Genomic DNA, 21499 nt, shown 5'->3' on the forward strand with positions numbered 1-21499 from the left:
CTTCTTCTCCCTCTTCCCCTCCGCCCGCTCGGCGGATGGATGCAGCGAAGGCGTTGGATGCCTCCTCGATAGTCGGGGTCTCGGGGGTCCCGTTATCGAGGAGGCATCCAACGCCGTAGCGTCTGACGAAATCAGCCGCGCGGCTTCTCCACCATCTCGGTCGTCTCGATCTCGTCGCCGATCTGGATGTCGTTGTACTTGCCGAGGCCGATACCGGCTTCGAAGTCCGTACGGACCTCGGTGACGTCGTCCTTGAACCGGCGGAGCGACTCGATGGCGAGACCATCGGCGATCACGACACCGTCGCGGATGACGCGCGCCTTGGCGTTGCGCGTGATCGTGCCCGAGCGGACGATGACACCCGCGATGTTGCCGAACTTCGAGGAGCGGAACACCTCGCGGATCTCGGCCACACCCGACTGGACCTCTTCGTACTCCGGCTTGAGCATGCCCTTAAGCGACTGCTCGACGTCGTCGATCGCGTTGTAGATGACCGAGTAGAACCGGACGTCCACACCCTCGCGGGCGGCACGCTCCCGCGCCTTCGTGTCGGGACGGACGTTGAAGCCGATGACGATCGCGTTGTCGATCGTCGCCAGGTTGATGTCCGACTCGGTGATGGCGCCGACGCCGCGGTGGATGATCCGCAGCTGGACGGAGTCGTCGACCTCGATCTTGAGCAGCGACTCCTCGAGGGCCTCGACGGCACCCGAGACGTCACCCTTGATGATGAGGTTGAGCGACTCGACCTTGCCCTCTTCGAGAGCACGGGTGAAGTCCTCGAGCGAGATGCGCTTGCGGGCCTTGGCCAGCTGGGCATTGCGCTCGGCAGCCTCGCGCTTCTCCGCGATCTGACGCGCGGTGCGGTCCTCCTCGGTGACGATGAACACGTCGCCGGCTCGGGGCACCGAGTTCAGACCCTGCACCTGCACCGGGCGCGAGGGGTAGGCCTCGTCGACCGCGTCGCCGTTCTCGTCGATCATGGCGCGGACGCGACCGTAGGCCGTTCCCGCGACGATCGCGTCGCCGACGCGGAGCGTTCCGGACTGGATGAGCACCGTGGCGACCGAACCGCGGCCCTTGTCGAGCTTGGCCTCGATCGCGACACCGCGCGCCGCCTTGTTCGGGTTCGCCGTCAGGTCGAGACCGGCGTCGGCGGTGAGCAGGACGGCGTCCAGGAGCTCCTGGATGTTGGTGCCCTGTCGAGCCGACACGTCGACGAACATGACGTCTCCGCCGTACTCCTCGGCGACCAGACCGTACTCGGTGAGCTGCTGGCGAACCTTGGCCGGGTTGGCGTCGGGCTTGTCGACCTTGTTCACCGCGACCACGATCGGCACGTTGGCGGCCTGCGCGTGGTTCAGGGCCTCGACCGTCTGCGGCATGATGCCGTCGTCGGCCGCGACCACGAGGATCGCGATGTCGGTCACCTGCGCACCACGGGCACGCATGGCGGTGAACGCCTCGTGACCCGGGGTGTCGATGAAGGTGATCGCACGCTCGATGCCCTCGTGCTCGGTCCAGACCTGGTACGCACCGATGTGCTGCGTGATGCCGCCGGCCTCGCCCGCGACCACGTTGGTCTGACGGATCGCATCGAGCAGTCGCGTCTTACCGTGGTCGACGTGGCCCATGACGGTGACCACCGGAGGACGGATCTCGAGGTCTTCGTCGCTCTCCGCTTCCAGCTCGGCGTCGAGATCGAGACCGAAGCCCTCGAGGAGCTCTTTGTCCTCGTCCTCGGGCGAGACCATCTGGATCTTGTAGCCGAGCTCCTCGCCGAGCACCTCGAAGGTGGCCTCGTCGAGCGACTCGGTGGCCGTGGCCATCTCGCCCAGGTTGAACAGGATCGTCACGAGCGTGCCGGGCTGCACCGTGTAGCCGCGCAGCGCCTCGAGCTTGTCCGCGAAGTCGGCGATCGATGCACCGCGGCGCAGGCGGATGATCTCGCCGTTGCCCTTCTGGACGTTGACGCCGCCGACGACCGGCGCCGACCGCATCTCGAATTCCTGCCGCTTCGCCCGACGCGACTTACGCTGCTTGGACTTGCCGCCGCCCTTGCCGAAGGCGCCTGCGGTGCCGCCGCCGGGGCCGCGACCGCGACCACCGCCGCCACCGGGACGACCGGCGAAACCGCCACCGGGAGCACCCGGACGCTGGAAGCCGCCGGCACCGCCGGGACGACCGGGACCGCCGGGACGCTGCTGGAAGGGAGCACCGGGACGACCGCCGCCGCCGGGACGACCGGCGCCACCGGGGCGCGGAGCGCCGGGACGGGGAGCACCGGGTCGCGGGGCCTGCGGACGCGGGATGTTGCCGGGCGTAGGCCGCTGGCCCATGCCCTGCGCCGAGGCGAAGGGGTTGTTGCCGGGGCGGGGACCGGCGGGACGCTGGCCCATGCCCTGCGAGGGCGCGAAGGGGTTGTTGCCGGGGCGTGCGCCACCCGGACGCGGCGGCTGCGAGCCGCCGGGCGTCGGGCCTGCCGGCTTGGCCGGACCGGGCTTGCCGGCGCCGGGCGTCGGGGCCGACGGAGCGGAAGGCGCCGCAGGGGTCGCCGACGGCGCGGCAGGCGCAGCGGGAGCTGCCGGGGCGGATGCCGCGGGGGCAGCCGGAGCTGCGGGCGCGGCGGGCTTCGCGGGGCCGGGCTTGACGGCCGGGCCGGGCTTCGCTCCGGCGGGACCGGGCTTGCCGGCGCCGGGGCGCGCAGCACCCGGACGAGCGGCACCGGGCTTGGCGCCGCCCGACGCAGCGGGAGCGGGAGCCGCGGCGGCAGAGCCGCCCTCAGCCTCGAGCGCAGCCCGCAGCTTGCGAGCCACGGGGGGCTCGATGGTGGACGAGGGGCTCTTGACGAACTCGCCGAGCTCCTTCAGCTTCGCGAGCGCGACTTTGCTGTCGACGCCGAGTTCGGAAGCGATCTCGTGTACGCGTGGTTTTGCCACAATTCTCCTGTCTGAAGGCCCACCCTCGGACAGGGCGGACCGCTTAAGCGCGGACGGGTCTCATTTCGAGCCGTTCACTTCGTGTCCATAGCCGTTCAGCCTTTGCGCTGGTGATCAATCGGGAAATCCTGCGTGTCCAGTGGGCCGGACACCCGCAGGGCTCGTCCGAACGCGCGGCGCCGCAACGCGGCATCCATGCATTCGTGCGTCTCGTGCACCCACGCGCCCCTGCCCGGCAGCGACGCGGCTCGATCTGCGATCAAGACGCCGTCGCGGGCCACGACTCGTAGGAGTGAGGACCGGGAGGCACGCGCGCGACAGCCCACGCACGTTCGAACAGGTTCCATTCTACCCCCTCGACCGACGTCCCGGTTTCGTCAGGACTCCAGGATCGAGTCGGGCTGGATGTCGATCTTCGCGCCGGTCAGCTTCGCGGCGAGGCGGGCGTTCTGCCCCTCCTTGCCGATGGCGAGCGACAGCTGGTAGTCCGGGACGAGCGCCCGGACGGCCTTCGTGGCCGCGTCGAGCACGAAGCTCGAGGTGACCTTGGCCGGCGACAGGGCGTTGGCCACGAACGCCGGCAGGTCGGCGTTGTAGTCGATGATGTCGATCTTCTCGCCGCCGAGCTCTTCGGTGACGGCGCGGACGCGGCGGCCCAACTCGCCGATGCAGGCGCCCTTGGCGTTGATGGAGGGATCGTTGGCCTTGACCGCGATCTTCGTGCGGTGACCGGCTTCGCGCGCGAGCGAGGTGATCTCGACGAGACCGTTGGCGATCTCGGGCACCTCCATGGCGAAGAGCTTGCGGACGAGTCCGGGGTGCGTGCGGGAGACGGTGATCGAGGGGCCCTTGGTGCCCTTCGAGACCGAGGTCACGTAGACGCGCAGACGCGAGCCGTGCCGGTACTCCTCGCCCGCGACCTGCTCCTCGGGCGGGAGGATGGCCTCGATCGTGCCGAGGTCGACGTGCACCATGCGCGGGTTCGGCCCCTGCTGGATGACACCGGCGACGATGTCGCCCTCCTTGCCCCGGAACTCCCCCAGCACGGCGTCGTCGGCGATGTCGCGCAGGCGCTGGCTGATGACCTGCTTCGCGGCGAAGGCGGCGATGCGGCCGAAGTCGTCGGGAGTCGACTCCTCTTCGCCGACGACCGCGCCCTCGTCATCGCGGAGGGGCACGTAGATGGCGACGTGGCCGGTCTTGCGGTCGAGCTCCGCACGAGCCCCTTCGGGCAGCTCGCCGTCGGGCGAGGTGTGCTTGGCGTACGCCGTGAGGACCGCCTGCTCGATGATGCGGACGAGTTCGTCGAAGGGGATCTCCTTCTCTCGCTCGACGGTGCGCAGCAGTGAGAGATCGATGTCCATGGGGCCCTCCATATTCAGCTCTTGTCCGGGCGCGTTTCGCGCTCCCGGCATCCATCCCACGTTACCCGATGGGGCGGGGAACGTGTTTGCCCGGCGCCGAGGACGCCACGTCGAGCGGGCGACCTCGGGATACTGGGGGCATGACCGAACGCGCTCCCCGCCTCGCCGACCCCGGACTGATCGGACTGCTCGGTTTCGTGATCGCCACGCTCACGGCACAGCTGGAGCATCTCGGACTGCAGAACGAGAGCCCGGTGTTCTGGGTCGGTGCCGTCTTCGGCGGCGTGGTTCAGGTCACCGCGGGGATGCTGTCGTACTTCGCGGGCGACGACTTCCACTTCATCGTCTACAACGCCTTCGGGTGGTACTGGATCTGCATGCCCGGCTTCCTGCTCGGCGGCGAGCTCGGGTTCTTCGAGGTCGAGGGGCCCGCGCGTGGCGTGTTCACGCTCATGTTCTCGATCCTGGCCCTCGTGTTCGCCCTCTCGGCGGCATCGCGCAACACCGTGCTGCCGGTGACACTGCTGGCCGTCGCGGCCGGCCTCGGCCTGCAGACGGTCACCGCGTTCGGCGGGCCGCCGGCCGTCGGAGCAGCCGGCTCGGTCGCATTGCTCCTGGCCTCCGCGCTCGCGGCGTACATGCTGCTCGAGAAGTTCTACGCGCGAACGCTCGGTCGCAGCATCCTGCCGCTGGGGCCCGCGTGGTTCCGGGTCGCCTCCCCTGTATCGATTCAGGCGCATACTGTTTGAGGACCGGGCGGCCCGCGCTGCGGGAGACCACGCCCGATCGTGACATCGGTCGCGACGACGGCTCTGCCGCCGCGACCGCAACGCGAAAGGAACCTCTCATGACCACCAACGCGCACGCCGCCGTTCTCCACGGCCAGGACGCACCGTTCACATTCGAGGAGATCACCCTCGACGACATCCGTCCGAACGAACTGCTCGTGAAGGTCGCCGCCACCGGCCTCTGCCACACCGACCTCGCCGTGCAGCATGGTCACATCCCCGCGGCGTTCCCGTTCGTCCTGGGCCACGAAGGCGCGGGCACCGTCGAGCAGGTCGGCGATGCCGTCGTCGGCTACGCCGTCGGCGACAAGGTCGCGGTGTCGTTCGCCTCGTGCGGCCACTGCACCAACTGCCTCACGGGACGCGAGGCTTATTGCCGCAACTTCATGGCGCTCAACTTCGGCGGGGCGCGCGAGGACGGCTCGGCCACCATGACCGCCGCGGACGGTTCCGCCGTGCACGGCTCGTTCTTCGGTCAGTCCTCGTTCGCCAGCCACGTCATCGTCGAGGCCCGCAACGCGGTGAAGCTGCCGACGACCGCCGACGTCGAGATCGCCGGCCCCCTCGGCTGCGGCGTGCAGACCGGAGCCGGCACCGTGCTCAACTCGCTCGACGTTCCCGCCGGCGCATCGGTCATCGTGACCGGCACCGGCGCCGTGGGGCTGTCGTCGATCATGGGCGCGAAGGTGGCCGGCGCCACGACGATCATCGCGGTCGACATCATCCCGGAGCGGCTCGAGTTCGCGGCGAAGCTCGGCGCAACCCACACGGTCAACAGCAAGGACGAAGACGCCGTGGCGCGCATCCTCGAGATCACCGGCGGGGTCGGCGCGGACTTCGCCGTCGACACCACGGCCGTTCCCGCGGTCGTCGACACGATCGTCGCCGCCACCGCGTTCGGCGCGAAGATCGCGCTGGTCGGTGTGCCGAAGCCGGGCACGGAGATCGCGCTGGCGTCCATCTCGGGCTCGGGCAAGACCTTCGTCGGCGCGATCGAGGGTGACGCGGTGCCGCAGAAGTTCATCCCCGAGATGCTCGCGCTGCACGAGGCCGGACGCTTCCCGTTCGACCAGCTCATCACCAAGTACCCGTTCTCGGAGATCGAGCAGGCCATCGCCGACACGCAGTCGGGCAAGGCGGTCAAGGCCGTCCTCGTCATGGACTGACGACCCGGATACGCCGATCGGGCCGGAGCACGCACATCGCTGCGCGTTCCGGCCCGATTCCTTCCGTCTGGCGGCACGACTTCGGCCATCGCTGAGCCACCCGGCGGTCGCCCCTCGGACACCTAGCCGTCACGGAGTCTCTCCAGAGTCGGGATCGGCGCACATCGCGCCGCCCTCCCCGTCGAACAGGAGTTCCCGCGTGTCCTCACGCCTTCCGTCAGCCACCCGCACGCGTCGCACCGCCGCCGCCCTGACCGTGGCGGGCCTCGCCGCCGGTCTCGCCGTGGCCGCGCCCGCAACCACCGCAGCGACCGCCGCCGCGCCTCCCGCCGAAGACCTCGCCTCCCGCTTCACCCTCGCCGTGCTGCCCGACACGCAGTTCTACTCGCGCTACTCGGCCGACCAGTTCCTGCCGCGCTACGGCACCGACCCGTTCGCGACGCAGACGGAGTGGCTGACGGCTCACGCGGACGACCTGCGCATTCCCTTCACGTTGCACCTCGGGGACATCGTCGACCGCGCCGGCGTCGAGGCCGAGTGGCGTGCGGCCGACGCCGCCATGCGCACCATGGACGAGGCCGCTGCGCCCTACTCGATCCTTCCCGGCAACCACGACGTGCTCAACAGTGGCGTCCGCGATGACCAGCTCGACGTCGCGAACGAGCCCTTCAACCGCTGGTTCGGCGCGACACGGGCGGCGACGCAGAGCACGTACGGCGGCAGCGACCCGCTGGGGCTGAGCCAGTTCCACATCTTCGAGGCCGAAGGCCAGCGGTTCATGTCGCTCGCCGTCGCCTGGAACGCCTCGGACGCAACGCTCGCCTGGGCCCAGAGCGTGCTCGACGCGCACCCGGACGTCCCGGTCATCCTCACCTCGCACGCACTGATCAACGTCGCGGCCGACCAGACCTCCCCCGTCGAGACCGGCGACAGCCAGCGGATGTGGGACCGCCTCATCCGGGGCAACGACCAGATCTTCCTGACCTTCAACGGCCACTTCCACGGCGCGACGCGACAGGTCAAGCAGAACGACTTCGGCCACGACGTGCATCAGGTGCTGATGGATTATCAGATGGCGTACGAGGGCGGCAACGGCTACCTCGGCCTCGTCGAGTTCGACCTCACCAACGGCCGCCTGTCGCTCGAAACGGGGTCGCCGTGGGTTGTGCAGAAGCCGCAGGAGAGCCTCACGAGCTACGACCAGCCCCTCCTCGACGGTGAGCATCAGCGTTTCTCGGTCCCGATCGACTTCCGGGAACGCTTCGCCGGCTTCGCTCCCGGGTTCACCGCCGGTTCCGCCGATGAGCCGAGGCTGACGGAGGCCGCGCGCGCGATCCTTCTCGACGGCTTCGAGGGCCCCGATCCGATCTCGACCGAGGCCCCGGGCAACGAACTCGACTTCGTCGAGGCCGAGGGCACGCTCGCGCACTGGCGATTCAACGGTCAGGAGGGCGTCGTCGACGCGGACACGGTGATCGAGGACATCGCCGGCGACAACGACCTCACCCGTCCCGACCCCGCCGACACGAACGCGGTCGGAACGCTCTGGGAGGACGTGACCGTCCAGTCGTCCGACGTGCACGGCTACTCGTCGGACGCGGCGGCCGTGTGCTTCGACGACTCGTCGGGATCGCGCTTCAGCTACCTGACGACGGCCGCCGACGCCCCGATCAATGAGGCAGACCTGTCGCAGGGGTACACGATCGAGACTTTCGTGAAGATGGACGCCGACTGGAACGCCTCGGCGAACGGATGGTCGAAGGCCGTGACCCGCACCGGCAACCGGTCGCAGATCGGTGTGCCCGAGACCCGCTGGGACTGGACCGCCTCCCCCACCGCGCTGGGCATCTCGAACCTGCGCGAGTTCCAGTACACCAGCCTCGACGCCGACGCCACGCTCGGCGACCGCGTCAACTGGTCGGGCGAGATCATGGTCGACCAATGGCAGCACGTCGCGATCGTGAACGACCCCGAGTCGCGCACGACGACCATGTACGTCGACGGTGCCCCGGTGCTGCGCAACGCCACGAACGTCGGCGGTATGGCCTGGCACGAGGGACACTCGTGGATCCTCGGGGCCGACTGGACCGATGACGCCGCGCGCAACGGATGGCATGGCTGCATCGGCGAGACGCGCATCATCGACCGCCCGACCACGCCGGACGAGTGGCTGACGCAGCGCGCCGACCTGACCGGCTTCGGGGTGCGCGAGGCGCCGTCGGGCGAGCTCGCCGCCGATGTGTCGTTCGTGCGCTTCGCGGGCGTCGGCTTCCCCGGCGCCGAGGTGCGCCTGGCGCCCGCCGCCGAGGGCGTGGCGGCACGTGCCGACCTCGGCGGCGCCGTCACCGCCGTGGCGGCGGACGGCACGTGGGAGATCGTCGTCACCTCGGGCCTGACCGCCGGCGAGCACGCCGTCGAACTCTCGCAGGCTCTCGGAGCGCGCTCGATCACGCCGCAGCGCGTCGCCTTCGCGATCGCGGCCGCTGCGCCCGCTCCGGCTCCGACGACGCCCGCCCTTCCCGGCGGGACCGTTCCCGGCGGGACCGCGCCGGGAGGCGCCGTGCCGACCGGCGCACCTGCCGCGGACGTCGACGGTTCGCTGGCCGCCACCGGCGGCGACTCGGGCATCCTGATGCCCGTCGCCGTGGCGGCATCCGTGCTCACCGTCCTCGGTGGCGTGCTCCTGGCGCTGCGTCGCCGACGCATCGCTCGCGGCTGATCCCCCGGGCCGGGGCGCGGCGGCATCCGTCGCGTCCCGGCCCGCCGCCGCCCTCTCCGGCCCGTGCCGTCGTAGGCTCGCGGGATGGCCGAACACGGGGTGCACGACGCGGCGCGCGCCGTCGAACGGCATCCCGCGGCGCGCGTGCTCGCCCGGGGCGGCTACGTCGCGAACGGTTTCGTGCACCTGCTGATCGGGTCGCTCATCGTCGCGGTCGCTTTCGGCGGCGACCGCGACGCCGACCAGACGGGAGCCTTCCGCGCGGTCGCCGAGCTTCCGCTCGGGTTCGTCGCGCTGTGGGCCGCAGCCGCTCTCCTGACCGCGCTGGGCGTGTGGCATCTCGCCGAGGGAATGCTGGCCTCGCGGCGCCGGCGCGGCGCCGCCGTCTGGGGGCTGCGGGTCTCGGAATGGGGACAGGCCGTCGTGTTCCTGTTCTTCGGCGGGTTGTCCGCCGCCGTGGCGCTCGGCGCACGCCCGCAGGCCGATGAAGCCGCGCGCGACGCGAGCCGCGGCATCCTCGCGCTTCCGGGCGGCGTGTTCGCGATCGTGCTCGTCGGGGCCGGTGTCGCGATCGCGGGAGTGGTCTTCGTCGTGATGGGCGTGCGGCGCTCCTTCCACTCGAAGATGACGATCCCCGACGGAGCGGTCGGTCGCGCCGTCGAGGGCCTCGGGATCCTCGGCTTCATCGCGAAGGGCATTGCTCTGGGGTCGCTGGGCGGTGTGCTCATCGTCGCCGCCGTGCGTTCGCGCGCCGACCAGGCCGGCAGCCTGGATGCTGCGATCCGGGCGCTGCTCGACCTGGCTTTCGGCCCCGAGATCGTGGTCGTCGTGGGGGCCGGGCTCATCGCCTACGGCGTGTTCACGGTCTTCCGCGCGCGCTACGCCGACCTCTGACCCCCGGGTCTCTCGGCGGCTGCCCGCTTGCGGGCGCACCTCGGCCTGTCGAGCGCAGGAACACGTGCGCCGGATGCCGCAACCTGCGCGGCATCCGGCGACCGGGTGCTGAGATCAGCGGGCGGTGAGTCGCGCGACCGCGTCGGCCGCGGCGAGGGTCTCGCGTTCGCCCGTCCGACGGTCCCACAGCTCGACCTGGCCGTCGGCCGCGCCGCGCCCGACGATGAGGATGCGCGGCACGCCCACCAGCTCGGCGTCGCCGAACTTCACGCCGGGCGACACCTTCGGGCGGTCGTCGTAGACGACCTCCAGGCCCGTCGCCTCGAGCTCGCCCGAGAGCTGCTCGGCCAGCTCGAAGGCCGCGGCGTCCCGGCCGGTCGCCACGACGTGCACGTCGAACGGAGCGACCGACGCGGGCCAGATGAGTCCACGCTCGTCGTTGTTGAGCTCGGCGATGATCGCGAGGATGCGGGTCACACCGATGCCGTACGAGCCCATCGTGACCGTGACGAGCTTGCCGTTCTCGTCGAGGACCTTCAGCCCCAGTGCCTCGGCGTACTTGCGGCCGAGCTGGAAGACGTGACCGATCTCCATGCCCCGCGCGATCGAGACCGGGCCCGAGCCGTCGGGCGCCGGGTCGCCCTCGCGCACGGTGGCGACCTCGACGAACGCGTCGGCCGTGAAGTCGCGGCCCGCGACGAGGGAGTGCACGTGCTTCTGGTCGATGTTCGCGCCCGTGATCCACGAGGTCCCGTCGACGACGCGGGGGTCGAGGACGTAGCGGATGCCGGTGGCCGACTCCTCGCCGAGCACCGGGCCCTCGGGCGACCAGGGGCCGATGTAGCCCTTGACCAGCAGCGGGTTCTTGGCGAAGTCCTCGGCCGTCGCCGGCTCGACCTCGGCCGGCGCGAAGGCGACCTCAACACGCTTGTCGTCGACGTCGCGGTCGCCGGGCAGGCCCACGACGACGAGCTCACGCGTGCCGTCGAGGTGCGTGAGGGCGAGCACGACGTTCTTGAGCGTATGCGCCGCGGTGAACTCACCCTCGAGGTTCGCGTTGACGTGTGCGACAAGCGTCTCGATCGTGGGGGTGTCGGGCGAGTCGAAGACGACCGGCTCCGGCAGCCCGTCGATCGGCCCGGCCTCGGGCACGACCGTCGTGAACGCCTCGACGTTCGCGGCATACCCGCCCGCGGATCGCACGAACGAGTCCTCGCCGACGGGGGTCGGGTGCAGGAACTCTTCCGAGCGGGAGCCGCCCATGGCCCCGGCATCCGCCTGCACGATGACGTATTCGAGACCGAGGCGCTGGAAGATGCGCTCGTACGCGTCGCGCTGGGCCTGATAGCTCGCCTCGAGCCCGGCGTCGTTCGCGTCGAACGAGTACGCGTCCTTCATCGTGAACTCGCGGCCGCGCAGCAGGCCGGCACGGGGACGGGCCTCGTCGCGGTACTTGTCCTGGATCTGGTAGATCGTCAGCGGCAGGTCCTTGTACGACGAGTAGAGGTCCTTGACGAGGAGGGTGAAGGCCTCCTCGTGGGTCGGAGCGAGCAGGTAGTCGCCGCCCTTGCGGTCCTGCAGGCGGAACAGCAGGTCGCCGTACTCCTCCCAGCGTCCCGTCGCCTCGTACGCCTCGCGCGGCATCAGCGCCGGGAAGTGCACCTCCTGCGCACCGGCCGCCGCCATCTCCTCACGCACGACGCGCTCGATCTTGGCCTTGACGCGCAGGCCGAGAGGCAGCCAGGCGAAGATGCCCGCCGCCTGCGGTCGGATGTAGCCGGCGCGGATCAGCAGCTTGTGACTGGCGACCTCGGCGCCCGCGGGGTCTTCACGGAGCGTGCGGAGGAACAGGTGCGACATACGGGTGACCACGAGTCGAGTCTACGGATGCCGCGGGGCCGCGATGCGCGCGCGATCGTTCCTCACCCCGCCGCGTCCCGCATCGCCGACAGCACGCGCTCCGCGGCATCCACGACGTCCGGCGCCTCCATGATCTCGACGACGTTCACGCCATCTGTCGCGAGGAGGTAGGAGCTGTCAGGACGGATAGCCCCGACGCCCCGCACGGCCTCGGTCGCGCCCGCGACGTCGACCGGCACCGGGACGTCGCGTCGGCCGTCACCTGCGGCGAGTCGATTCCATTCCCATGCGCCTCCGGGATAGATCGTCACGATGACCGCGTCGAGACGGGCTGAGTTCGGCGCGTACCAGCGGCAGACGGTGCCGAGCCCCGCGTCGCGCGCGATCTCGATGTGAACGTCTGTGCCGAAAGCCGAGGGGTACCCCTCGACGAAGTCGGTCGTGCCGAGGATGTCGGCCACCGAGACCCGTTCCCGCAGCTCATCGCACGTCGTCGGAGACCACCACGAGGAAGTGCGCGCCGCCGGCATCGGACGACCGGCATTCTCGAGGGCTGACATGAAGAGCGGGGCAACCGCGTCGAGTCGGGCCGTGACGACGTCATTGCTGACCCCGTCAGCGTTACCGAACACGCCGCTGACCGTCACGAGCATCCAGGTGTCGCCATCGGACACCGCCCGACGACAACCCTCGCTGTCGTAGCGGAAACCTTCGCAGACCGTGTCGGAGTACGTGGAGACGACGCTCGCGGGAACAACGTCCGCGGGGAGGGCGGACACCTGCACGGATTCGAAAGTGCTGGATTCCCACGAGCAATCGAGACCGCCGAGCGTCCGGACCTCGGGCGTGCTGAGGTCCGTCGCGGGGCCGAGCTCGACCCCGACAGCCGACGAGAGCGCGCTCGCATCGAACACCTGTGTGCAATCGCCCCTGAAGGCCATGGTCGGCGCGGACAGCTGCGGCTCCGCATCCGGAGTCGCTGTCTGGGTGGGCGAAGGCTCCGCCGTCGGAGTGGGGGAAGGCGTGGGTGTGGGCGTCGGCGTCGGCGTGGACGTCTCGACCGGAGTCAGGATGCGGTCGTCCGGGCGGAGGGCCGCGAAGGCGACGCCTGCGACGACGACGGCCACGAGGGCGGACGCGGCCGCTCCCGCGACGATGCGCGAGCGGCGCGCGCGGGCGGCGCGCAGCCGCTTCACACCCCCGACGACACGATCGCGCAGATCGCCGTGCTCGTTCGGGGTGAGCTGATCGTTCAGGTCCACGATGCCTCCAACGCCGTCATCTCGTCTCGTAGCCGGCTCTTCGCCCGTGAGAGGCGTGATTTCACCGTGCCGACCGGGATGCCCAGGGTCTGCGCGACGTCGCGTTCCGGGTAGCCCTCGAGCACGCTGAGGACGACGACGCTCTGCTCACCGGCCGGCAGCTGCTTGAGCGCCGCGAGTACACCGCTCTCGTCGTGGGCGGACGGTGCCGCGGATGCGGACGCCGCAGGGGTCTTCGCCAGCAGCGCTCGGTAGCGCCGCCCCGCTCGCTCGAGATTGCGAGCCGCGTTCGCGACGGTCGTCAAGAGCCACGGCAGCGGCGACCCGTCGACCAGGCGCACGCTCGCGCGCTTGCGCCAGAGCTCGAAGAACGCGATGGCGACCGCGTCCTTCGCATCCTCGCGATCGGTCAGCAGCCGGGTCGCGTGCCGGAACAGTCGCGACTCGTATCTGTCGAACAGGTCTCCCAGCGCGGACTCGTCGCCCGCCCGCAGTCGCTGCCATGCAGCGGCCTCATCATCTCCCACACCATGCAGTGTCCGGCACCACCGAGAAGGTTCGCGGTCGTGCGAACTAATCTGAGCGGATGACGACCGTGCCGGAGGCCGTGGAGCAGCGACTCGCCCCGGTCGAATGTCGGAGCGGCCGCCTAGCCTGAACTCATGAGAACCGTGCTGCTGACTGGATTCGAGCCGTTCGCCGGAGACGCGACGAACCCATCGGGGGACGCGGTGAACCTGGTCGCCGACCATTGGACGGGCCCGGAGAACCTGGTCATGGCGGTGCTGCCGGTGACCTTCCACGGGGCCAGGTTGCAGCTGCTCGAGCTCATCATCGAGCACTCCCCCGACGTCATCATCGCGACCGGCCTGGCCGGGGGCCGCACGGGGATCGCTGTCGAACGAGTGGCGCTCAACCTCAAGGACGCGCGAATCCCGGACAACAGCGGCGAGCAGCCCGTCGACGAGCCGTCGGTCGGGCACGCGCCCGACGCACACTTCGCGACGCTGCCCGTGAAAGCGATCGCCGCGGACATCATGGCGGCGGGCATCCCCGCCTCGGTCTCATACTCGGCGGGCACCTTCGTCTGCAATGACGTGATGTTCACGGCCCTGGATGGCGGCGAGCCGGGCGATCGCGCCGCCGGCTTCATCCACGTTCCCTACGCCACCGAGAACGCACCCGAGGGCCAGCCGTCGCTGCCGCTCTCGGACATTGCGCAAGCGTTGCGCATCGCCATCCGCACCTCCTTGGACACCGAGGTGGACCACTCGTACGCGGCAGGCTCCATCTGGTGAGAGGCAGCTGCCTCGTCAGCTCGAGAGCGCGGAGAGCATTCGCCCGAGGACCTGCCCTGCGAGGTCGAGATTCTCGTCGTAGAGGCTGACCACGTTCACTCCGTCGGTCGCGAACGCCTTGTACGAGCCGTAACCCCAATCTGTGGCGAAGGCGTCGGTCGCACCGGCCACGTCCAGCTCGACAACCGATGACTCCGCCGCCCGCCCGCGCAACTCGTCCCACTGCCACCCCAGGCCCGGCGCGACCTGCGGCGAGAGGATGTGGAACTCGTCCGTCTCGTAATCTATCCGCTCGCCGTCGGAGAACAGCGGACACGCTCGGAAGACACCCGCCGCTGCCAGCAGGACCTCCTCCGGCTGCTCGGAACCCTCCCAGTAGCCGTGGCGATACGGACCGATCAGTTCCTCGAGGCCCATGGCCTCGCCGAGCCACACGCAGTCGGGAACCGGCCAGACGTCATCGGTGGCGGCAGCGCGCCGAGGCTGCGTCGCCGTCGGTAGGTTGGCGGCGACCGCTTCGATGGCTGCACCCAGCAGCTCGTCCGGGGTCTCGACCGCGCCCCAGCCGGCATTCGCGCCGACCCACACGTCGTCCACCACGCGCCCGAGACGACAGTGGTTGGCGTCGTAGCTGGGCTCGCAGGTCGCCACGGAGTAGCGCGCTGCGAACTCGTTGCTCACCTCGGCTGCGGGGACCACGGTCAACGTGAGGTTTCCGACACCCTCGGGGAGATCCGCGCCGTCAGCGGCGAACCACGTGCAGGCGAGGCCACCGAGAGTCCCGAGGGGCTCGACGTCGACCTCCACCGGACGATCCGCGTCCCACGCGAGGTACTGCTCGGCCCGAGTGAGCGCCCCGACCCCGAGGAGTTCGTCGCGCTGCTCGGTCGTGAGCATTCGATCGCAGTCGCCGTCGAACGCGCGAACCGGCTCCAGGTTCGGCGTGGGCGTCGGCGTCGGCGTCGGCGAGGCCGGCATCTCGCTCGGCGCTGAGGGCGTCGGCGTCTCCGCCGTGCGTTCCACGGGAGCACACCCCGCCACAAGGGCGGCGGCGAGCGCGAGGGAGAGAAGCGCGACAGGACGACGGAGCATGCGGTCAGCCTGGCAGGGCCGACATGCCGACAGCGGCATCCGCCGTCGAAGCTTTATGGAACCGATCTCAGGCGGTGACGACCTGTGCCGTGCCGAGCGGCGCGTCGGGACCGAGCTCGTCGGCGATACGGCGGGCCTCTTCGATGAGGGTCGCGACGATCTCCGACTCGGGCACAGTCTTGATGACCTCGCCCTTGACGAAGATCTGCCCCTTGCCGTTGCCCGACGCGACGCCGAGGTCGGCCTCCCGCGCCTCGCCCGGCCCGTTGACGACGCAGCCCATGACAGCGACGCGCAGCGGCACGGTGACATCCTTCAGACCCGCGGTGACGTCGTCGGCGAGCGTGTAGACGTCGACCTGCGCACGCCCGCACGAGGGGCACGAGACGATCTCGAGCTTGCGCTCCCGCAGGTTGAGCGACTGCAGGATCTGGTGTCCGACCTTGACCTCCTCGGCCGGCGGCGCCGACAGCGAGACGCGGATGGTGTCGCCGATCCCCTCGCCCAGCAGGATGCCGAACGCGGTGGCGCTCTTGATCGTGCCCTGGAACGCCGGCCCCGCCTCGGTCACCCCGAGGTGCAGGGGCCAGTCGCCGCGCTCGGCGAGCTGCCGGTAGGCCTTGACCATGACGATCGGGTCGTTGTGCTTGACCGAGATCTTGAAGTCATGGAAGTCGTGCTCCTCGAACAGCGAGGCCTCCCAGACCGCGCTCTCGACGAGGGCCTCCGGCGTCGCCTTGCCGTACTTCTCGAGCAGGCGCCGGTCGAGAGAGCCGGCGTTGACGCCGATGCGCAGCGAGACGCCGGCGGCCTTCGCCGCGTTCGCGATCGCACCGACCTGGTCGTCGAACTTCCGGATGTTGCCCGGGTTCACGCGCACCGCGGCGCATCCGGCGTCGATCGCCTGGAAGACGTACTTCGGCTGGAAGTGGATGTCGGCGATGACGGGGATCTGGCTCTTCTTGGCGATGATGTGCAGTACATCCGCGTCGTCCTGCGAGGGAACGGCCACGCGCACGATCTCGCAGCCGGATGCCGTGAGCTCGGCGATCTGCTGCAGCGTCGCGTTGATGTCGGTGGTCGGCGTCGTCGTCATCGACTGCACGCTGACGGGGGCTCCTCCCCCGACGAGCACCTTCCCGACGCGGATCTGCCGGCTCTTGCGGCGAGGGGCGAGGACGTCCGGAACCTGGGGCATCCCGAGATTGACAGCTGGCACGGGCACAGCCTACGCGGCACCGCCGCAGACGGGCTGGGAGCCGCGCGACACCGCGTCCCCGGCGCGGGTGTGATAATTTCGGCCCATGCGCACGCGCCTCTCCTGGTGGCACACCGCCTAGGCGGTGTGTTCGACGTGCACACGTTTCAGACCGCCCGGCGTTGAAGGCCCGGCGGTCTTCTTCGTGGGGCGGGCGCTCCGACGAAGAAAGACGACGATGACCGGTTCTCTCCCGACCCTGACCGATCTCGCGGCGAGCGGTGCGCCCTTCGCGCTCATCGCGCGCGACGGGGCGACCGTCGAGGTGCTCCGCGGCGACGTCGTCGACGTCGACCGGCTCGCCGACATCCCGCTGGACGATCCCGACGGCACACCGCGCGAAGTGCTCGCCCTCGTGCCGTTCCGCCAGGTCGTCGAACGCGGCTTCGTCTGCCACGACGACCGGGCACCGCTGCGCTGCCTGCGTGTCGCCGACCACGATTCCCTGCCCCTGGCCGAGGCACTGCGCCAGTTGCCGTCGGAGCGGGTGCCGCTCGAGGACGCCGGGTTCGACATCTCCGACGAGGACTACGCCGACATCGTCCGTCGCGTGATCGCCGACGAGATCGGCCGCGGCGAGGGCGCCAACTTCGTCATCCGGCGCGACTTCACCGCGACGGTCGAGACGGATGCCGTCACCGCCGGCCTCACTTGGTTCCGGGCGCTGCTGCAGCACGAGCGCGGCGCCTACTGGACCTTCCTCGTCGTGACCGACGGTCACGTCGCGGTCGGCGCCAGCCCGGAGGCCCATGTCAGCGCGCGCAGCGGGGCGCCCGCGGAGCCCGGCACGAGCATCGTCACGATGAACCCGATCTCCGGCACCTTCCGCCATCCCCGCGGTGGCGCGACCGCCGAGACGCTGACGGAGTTCCTCTCCTCCACCAAGGAGACCGAGGAACTGTTCATGGTCGTCGACGAAGAGCTGAAGATGATGTCTGCGGTCTGCTCCGACGGGGGCCGTATCACCGGCCCTCATCTGAAGGAGATGTCGCGCCTGACCCACACCGAGTACATGCTGCGCGGCTCGAGCACCATGGACCCCCGCGACATCCTTCGGGAGACGATGTTCGCACCCACCGTCACGGGGTCGCCGATGCAGAACGCGTGCACGGTGATCGCGCGGCACGAGCGGACGCCCCGCGGCTACTACTCCGGTGTCGCCGCCCTCTTCACCCCCGCGGCGGGAGGCGGCCACGACCTCGACGCCCCCATCCTGATCCGCACGGCCTATCTCGTCGACGGCCGGCTGCGCGTGCCCGTCGGAGCGACGCTCGTGCGGCACTCCGACCCGGCGGGCGAAGTGGGCGAGACCCACGGCAAGGCGGCCGGCGTCCTGGGCGCGATCGGCGCCGTCGACCGTGACGAGGCGCCCGCCTCCATCGCCGACACCGCGGCCGTCGACGAAGACGCGCCCGCGGCGCATCGTCCGCGACTCGGCGACGACCCGACGATCGCCGCCCTCCTCTCCTCGCGCAACGCGCGGCTCGCGCAGTTCTGGCTCGACCCGCAGGCGGCGCACGGCGGTCCTTACGCGGGCCGCGAGGTGCTGGTCGTCGACGCCGAGGACCGGTTCACCACCATGCTCGGCCATCAGCTGCGCCACCTCGGATTCTCGGTGCGCATCGCTCCGTGGAACGAGGTCACAGATGCCGCGGTCGACGACGCGGGGCTCGTCGTCTTCGGGCCCGGCCCCGGCGATCCGCGAGACGACGCGAGCCCTCGCATCGCGCGCATGCGCGAACTCGTCGCCCGCCGGGCCGAGGCGGGGCGGCCGCTGCTCGCGGTGTGCCTGAGCCACCAGATCCTGGCCGACCGGCTCGGGATCGCGCTGGCCCCCCTCGCGTCGCCCCATCAGGGCCTGCAGAAGAGCGTCGACGTGTTCGGACAACCCGCGTCCATCGGCTTCTACAACACGTTCACGGCACGCGTCGCCCCCGGCACCGAACGCCTGGGCGACACCGAGATCGCGGCGGACCCGTCGTCGGGTGACGTGTACGCGCTCCGGGGACCGGGGTACGCCTCCGTGCAGGGGCATCTCGAGTCGATCCTGTCGCGAGATGGTCTGCCGACACTCGAGCGGCTCATCGGATTCGCGCTCGAGCCCGTCTCCGCCTGATCGCGCCGCGTCGGCGGCGAGCGCGTCAGCCGAGGATCGAGATCGGGTTGAAGACGTCGGCGAGGATCAGCGTGCCGCCCATGACGATGAGCCCGATCACGACGACGAAGGTGACGGGCACGAGCTTCGTGGCGTCGACGGGGCGCGGAGGCGGGCGGCGGAAGAGCTTCGCCCAGGCGCGCTTGATCCCGTCCCACAGGGCCACCACGACGTGTCCGCCGTCGAGAGGCAGCAGGGGCAGCAGGTTGAAGATGAACAGCGCGATGTTGAGCGAGCCGAGCAGGCTCAGCACCTGGAAGGCACGGTCCTGAATCGGCGCGTCGGTCGCGGCCACCTCCCCGGCAATACGCCCGGCACCGACGACCGACAGCGGACCATTGGGATCGCGCTCCCCGCCGGTCACGAGGGCGACCCCGGTCTCGTAGACCTTGACCGGCAGCTGCCAGATGACGCTCGCGACGGCACCGAGCCGCTCGACCGCCGCCTGCGGTCCGGTCCAGATCGGCTGCGGCACGTTGATCCGCGTTCCCGTCATGCCGACGAATCCGACCTCCTGGACCTCGGTCGTGCCGTCCGCCGTCGTCACGGGACGTTCGGCGGCGATCGGGGTGACCTCCAGCGTCACGCGGTCGCCGTCGCGCTCGACGACGACCGGGATCGTGCGTCCCGGCGACGCCTGGACGATGGCGGTCGCCTCGGCGTAGCCCGACACCTCGGTGCCGTCGACGGCGACGATGACGTCGCCGGGGCGGATGCCGCCTGCCGCGGCCGGTGAGACGGGATCACCGGGCTCGCATGTCGTGCGCTCGACGCCGGCCGGAACGACGCACTCGTTCACACCGGCGATCGTGGTGGAGACGCTCGGCAGCCCGATGGCGCTCAGCGCGATGCCGAAGAGCACCATCGCGAGCACGAGGTTCATCAGCGGCCCGCCGACCATGATGACGATGCGCTTCCACACCGAGAGCTGGTAGAACGCCGGGCGCGTGTCGTTCTCGACGAGGGTCTCGGCGTTGGCGAGACGGGCGTCCTGCACCATCGCCCCGAAGAAGCGACCACTGCGCCGGGTGGCGGCGTCGGGCTCGTCGGGTGCCGGCGGGTACATGCCCGACATCGAGATGTAGCCGCCGAGAGGCAGCGCCTTCACGCCGTACTCGGTCTCGCCGAAGCGCCGCGACCAGAGCGTCGGCCCCAGGCCGATCATGTACCGGCCGACGCGCACGCCGAACAGCTTGGCGGGCACGAGGTGGCCGACCTCGTGCAGCGCGATCGACACGGCGAGCCCGACGACGAGCAGCACGACGCCGATGACGAAAGCGAGGACGGTCACGACCGCTCAGAGTACCCGCCGAGTCTTTGAATCGGCCCAGGCCGTAAACTCCCACTATGGAGCGGGCGCAGAGTGCGACAGTGCGGCGTGCTCGCGCGCTGCGCGGAACCGCCTCCGCCGCGATCGCCACCGTCTTCGCCGCCACCGCCCACACCATCTCGGGCGGGCTCGCGCCCTTTTGGCTCATCGTCGTCGCGACGCTGCTCGCGGCCCCCGCGGCCGTCTGGCTCGTCGGCAGGGCACCCTCGGCATGGCGGACCTGCCTCGTCGTGCTGGCGAGCCAGGGCCTGTTCCACACGTTCTTCTCCATCGCCGGCTCCACTGACCCGACGGCGACCCTCGGGCACGTCCACGGCGGAACGCTCGCCGCGCTCGGGCCTGTCGCGCACACGCACGCCTCCGGCACGAACATGACCGCGACGCACGTCCTCGCGGCCGCCGTCACCGTCGCGACGCTCGTCGCCGGCGAGCGCCTCGTGCGCCTCATCCATCGCGGCATCCGTCGGTTCGTGCGTCTGATGTCGCCGTCGGTTCGCGCGCGGACGCCCCTGCTGCGTCCCGCCGTCGGGAGCACGCGCGTCGTCCCGGCACGTCGTCTCCGTTCCTCTCTGTCGCTGCGGGGCCCGCCGGTCGCCGCCGCGTGACCTCCCCTTCCCGTAGCGGACGGCACGACGCCGCCCGCATGTTCCGAGAGACGACAATGACCCTCACCATCACCGCGCGCCGCCGTGCGCGCCTGGCCGTCGGCGTGACCGCCGGCGCCGCCCTCGCCCTGGCCCTTCCGCTGGCCGCCTCCGCGCACGTCCACGTGACGCCGGAGGAAGTCGCCGCCAACGGCTCGACCCGCATCGACTTCTCGTTCAGCCACGGCTGCGACGGATCGCCCACGACGGCGCTCGTCGTCGACATCCCCGCCGAGGCACAGGGAGCGACCCCCGTCATCGACGGCGCGTGGACCATCACCACCGAAGCGGGCGAGAACGGCATCCCCACGCGCGTCACGTATACGGCGGTGGCGCCCATCCCCGACGCCTACGCGGCCTCCGCCGGCATGAACGTGATCTTCCCGGGATCGGCCGAGGGCGAGAGCTTCGCCTTCCCCGTGACGCAGCAGTGCGAGGCAGGAGAGGCTGCCTGGGTGCAGGTCGCCGAGGACGGCCAGGACCCGGACGACCTCGAGTACCCCGCTCCCGTCGTGGTTGTGGGGGCGGCCGCAGCCGACGCGCACGGCGGTCACTCCGAGAGCGGCCATTCGTCCGCGGGCACGTCCGACGCGGCCGATGCCGAGGCGACGGCCGCGGCCGCGCCCGCGGCCGACCCGCTGCCGCTCTGGCTCTCGGCCGGCGCACTCGTCCTCGCGGCCGCGGCGCTCGTCCTGGCGATCACCCGCCGACGCGCGTGAGCACAGCCGGG

General features: G+C 70.6%; 17 protein-coding genes. 8 read left to right on the top strand and 9 right to left on the bottom strand.

Annotated elements, in window-relative coordinates; translation table 11 throughout:
* Window positions 1-131 precede the first annotated feature (131 nt).
* The 3 genes from infB to nusA all read right to left on the bottom strand — a co-directional run bounded on the left by infB (window position 132) and on the right by nusA (window position 4303).
* Window positions 132-2939 (bottom strand): translation initiation factor IF-2, encoded by a 2808-nt coding sequence (gene infB, locus ACLBWJ_RS13530; RefSeq protein ID WP_112617238.1) that lies wholly within the window; start codon window positions 2937-2939, stop codon window positions 132-134.
* 95 nt (window positions 2940-3034) lie between these two features.
* Window positions 3035-3286: a YlxR family protein gene (locus ACLBWJ_RS13535; protein WP_112617239.1), complete on the bottom strand. Its 252-nt coding sequence runs from the start codon at window positions 3284-3286 to the stop codon at window positions 3035-3037.
* Between the two features lie 30 nt (window positions 3287-3316).
* Window positions 3317-4303 (bottom strand): transcription termination factor NusA, encoded by a 987-nt coding sequence (nusA, locus tag ACLBWJ_RS13540; protein WP_274178771.1) that lies wholly within the window; start codon window positions 4301-4303, stop codon window positions 3317-3319.
* A gap of 140 nt (window positions 4304-4443) precedes the next feature.
* Between nusA and ACLBWJ_RS13545 the strand changes: the two genes are divergently transcribed.
* The 4 genes from ACLBWJ_RS13545 to ACLBWJ_RS13560 all read left to right on the top strand — a co-directional run bounded on the left by ACLBWJ_RS13545 (window position 4444) and on the right by ACLBWJ_RS13560 (window position 9870).
* On the top strand, window positions 4444-5052 hold the full coding sequence (locus ACLBWJ_RS13545; protein ID WP_269267706.1) for an acetate uptake transporter family protein: 609 nt from the start codon (window positions 4444-4446) through the stop codon (window positions 5050-5052).
* 98 nt (window positions 5053-5150) lie between these two features.
* Window positions 5151-6257 carry an NAD(P)-dependent alcohol dehydrogenase gene (locus ACLBWJ_RS13550; RefSeq protein ID WP_112617242.1) on the top strand — a complete coding sequence of 369 codons (1107 nt, stop codon included), beginning with the start codon at window positions 5151-5153 and terminating at the stop codon, window positions 6255-6257.
* A gap of 199 nt (window positions 6258-6456) precedes the next feature.
* A complete protein-coding gene (locus ACLBWJ_RS13555; protein WP_447660543.1) occupies window positions 6457-8976 on the top strand; it encodes a LamG-like jellyroll fold domain-containing protein in 2520 nt (839 codons plus the stop codon).
* Window positions 8977-9060: 84 nt separating this feature from the next.
* Window positions 9061-9870, top strand: a complete 810-nt coding sequence (locus ACLBWJ_RS13560) for a DUF1206 domain-containing protein (protein WP_282501298.1) — start codon at window positions 9061-9063, stop codon at window positions 9868-9870.
* Window positions 9871-9984: 114 nt separating this feature from the next.
* On the opposite strand, the gene ACLBWJ_RS13565 is transcribed toward ACLBWJ_RS13560, so the two are convergent.
* From ACLBWJ_RS13565 to ACLBWJ_RS13575, 3 genes are read right to left on the bottom strand one after another with little or no spacing between them, the layout of a single operon-like run.
* Window positions 9985-11742, bottom strand: a complete 1758-nt coding sequence (locus ACLBWJ_RS13565) for a proline--tRNA ligase (protein ID WP_323986151.1) — start codon at window positions 11740-11742, stop codon at window positions 9985-9987.
* A 50-nt stretch (window positions 11743-11792) separates the two neighbouring features.
* Window positions 11793-12992 (bottom strand): hypothetical protein, encoded by a 1200-nt coding sequence (locus ACLBWJ_RS13570; protein ID WP_274178776.1) that lies wholly within the window; start codon window positions 12990-12992, stop codon window positions 11793-11795.
* On the bottom strand, window positions 12983-13519 hold the full coding sequence (locus tag ACLBWJ_RS13575) for an RNA polymerase sigma factor (RefSeq protein WP_354450140.1): 537 nt from the start codon (window positions 13517-13519) through the stop codon (window positions 12983-12985). The genes ACLBWJ_RS13570 and ACLBWJ_RS13575 overlap by 10 nt, the downstream gene beginning before the upstream one ends.
* 135 nt (window positions 13520-13654) lie before the next feature.
* Here ACLBWJ_RS13575 and pcp point away from each other — a divergent pair, with 135 nt between their 5' ends.
* Complete coding sequence (gene pcp, locus ACLBWJ_RS13580; protein WP_447660544.1) at window positions 13655-14290, top strand: pyroglutamyl-peptidase I; 636 nt, start codon at window positions 13655-13657, stop codon at window positions 14288-14290.
* 15 nt (window positions 14291-14305) lie between these two features.
* Here pcp and ACLBWJ_RS13585 read toward each other — a convergent pair whose 3' ends face one another.
* Complete coding sequence (locus ACLBWJ_RS13585; RefSeq protein WP_447660545.1) at window positions 14306-15382, bottom strand: hypothetical protein; 1077 nt, start codon at window positions 15380-15382, stop codon at window positions 14306-14308.
* Between the two features lie 67 nt (window positions 15383-15449).
* Window positions 15450-16580, bottom strand: coding sequence for a flavodoxin-dependent (E)-4-hydroxy-3-methylbut-2-enyl-diphosphate synthase (ispG, locus tag ACLBWJ_RS13590; protein WP_023955151.1), 1131 nt, complete (start codon window positions 16578-16580; stop codon window positions 15450-15452).
* 238 nt (window positions 16581-16818) lie between these two features.
* Between ispG and ACLBWJ_RS13595 the strand changes: the two genes are divergently transcribed.
* Window positions 16819-18756: an anthranilate synthase family protein gene (locus ACLBWJ_RS13595; protein ID WP_404568730.1), complete on the top strand. Its 1938-nt coding sequence runs from the start codon at window positions 16819-16821 to the stop codon at window positions 18754-18756.
* 25 nt (window positions 18757-18781) lie between these two features.
* On the opposite strand, the gene ACLBWJ_RS13600 is transcribed toward ACLBWJ_RS13595, so the two are convergent.
* Window positions 18782-20086: a M50 family metallopeptidase gene (locus ACLBWJ_RS13600; RefSeq protein ID WP_404568731.1), complete on the bottom strand. Its 1305-nt coding sequence runs from the start codon at window positions 20084-20086 to the stop codon at window positions 18782-18784.
* A 56-nt stretch (window positions 20087-20142) separates the two neighbouring features.
* Here ACLBWJ_RS13600 and ACLBWJ_RS13605 point away from each other — a divergent pair, with 56 nt between their 5' ends.
* Together ACLBWJ_RS13605 and ACLBWJ_RS13610 are read left to right on the top strand one after the other, a co-directional pair.
* On the top strand, window positions 20143-20730 hold the full coding sequence (locus tag ACLBWJ_RS13605) for a hypothetical protein (RefSeq protein ID WP_447660546.1): 588 nt from the start codon (window positions 20143-20145) through the stop codon (window positions 20728-20730).
* Between the two features lie 56 nt (window positions 20731-20786).
* Window positions 20787-21488: a DUF1775 domain-containing protein gene (locus ACLBWJ_RS13610; protein WP_404568733.1), complete on the top strand. Its 702-nt coding sequence runs from the start codon at window positions 20787-20789 to the stop codon at window positions 21486-21488.
* Window positions 21489-21499 lie beyond the last annotated feature (11 nt).

It is taken from the genome of Microbacterium sp. M4A5_1d, from assembly GCF_053345465.1.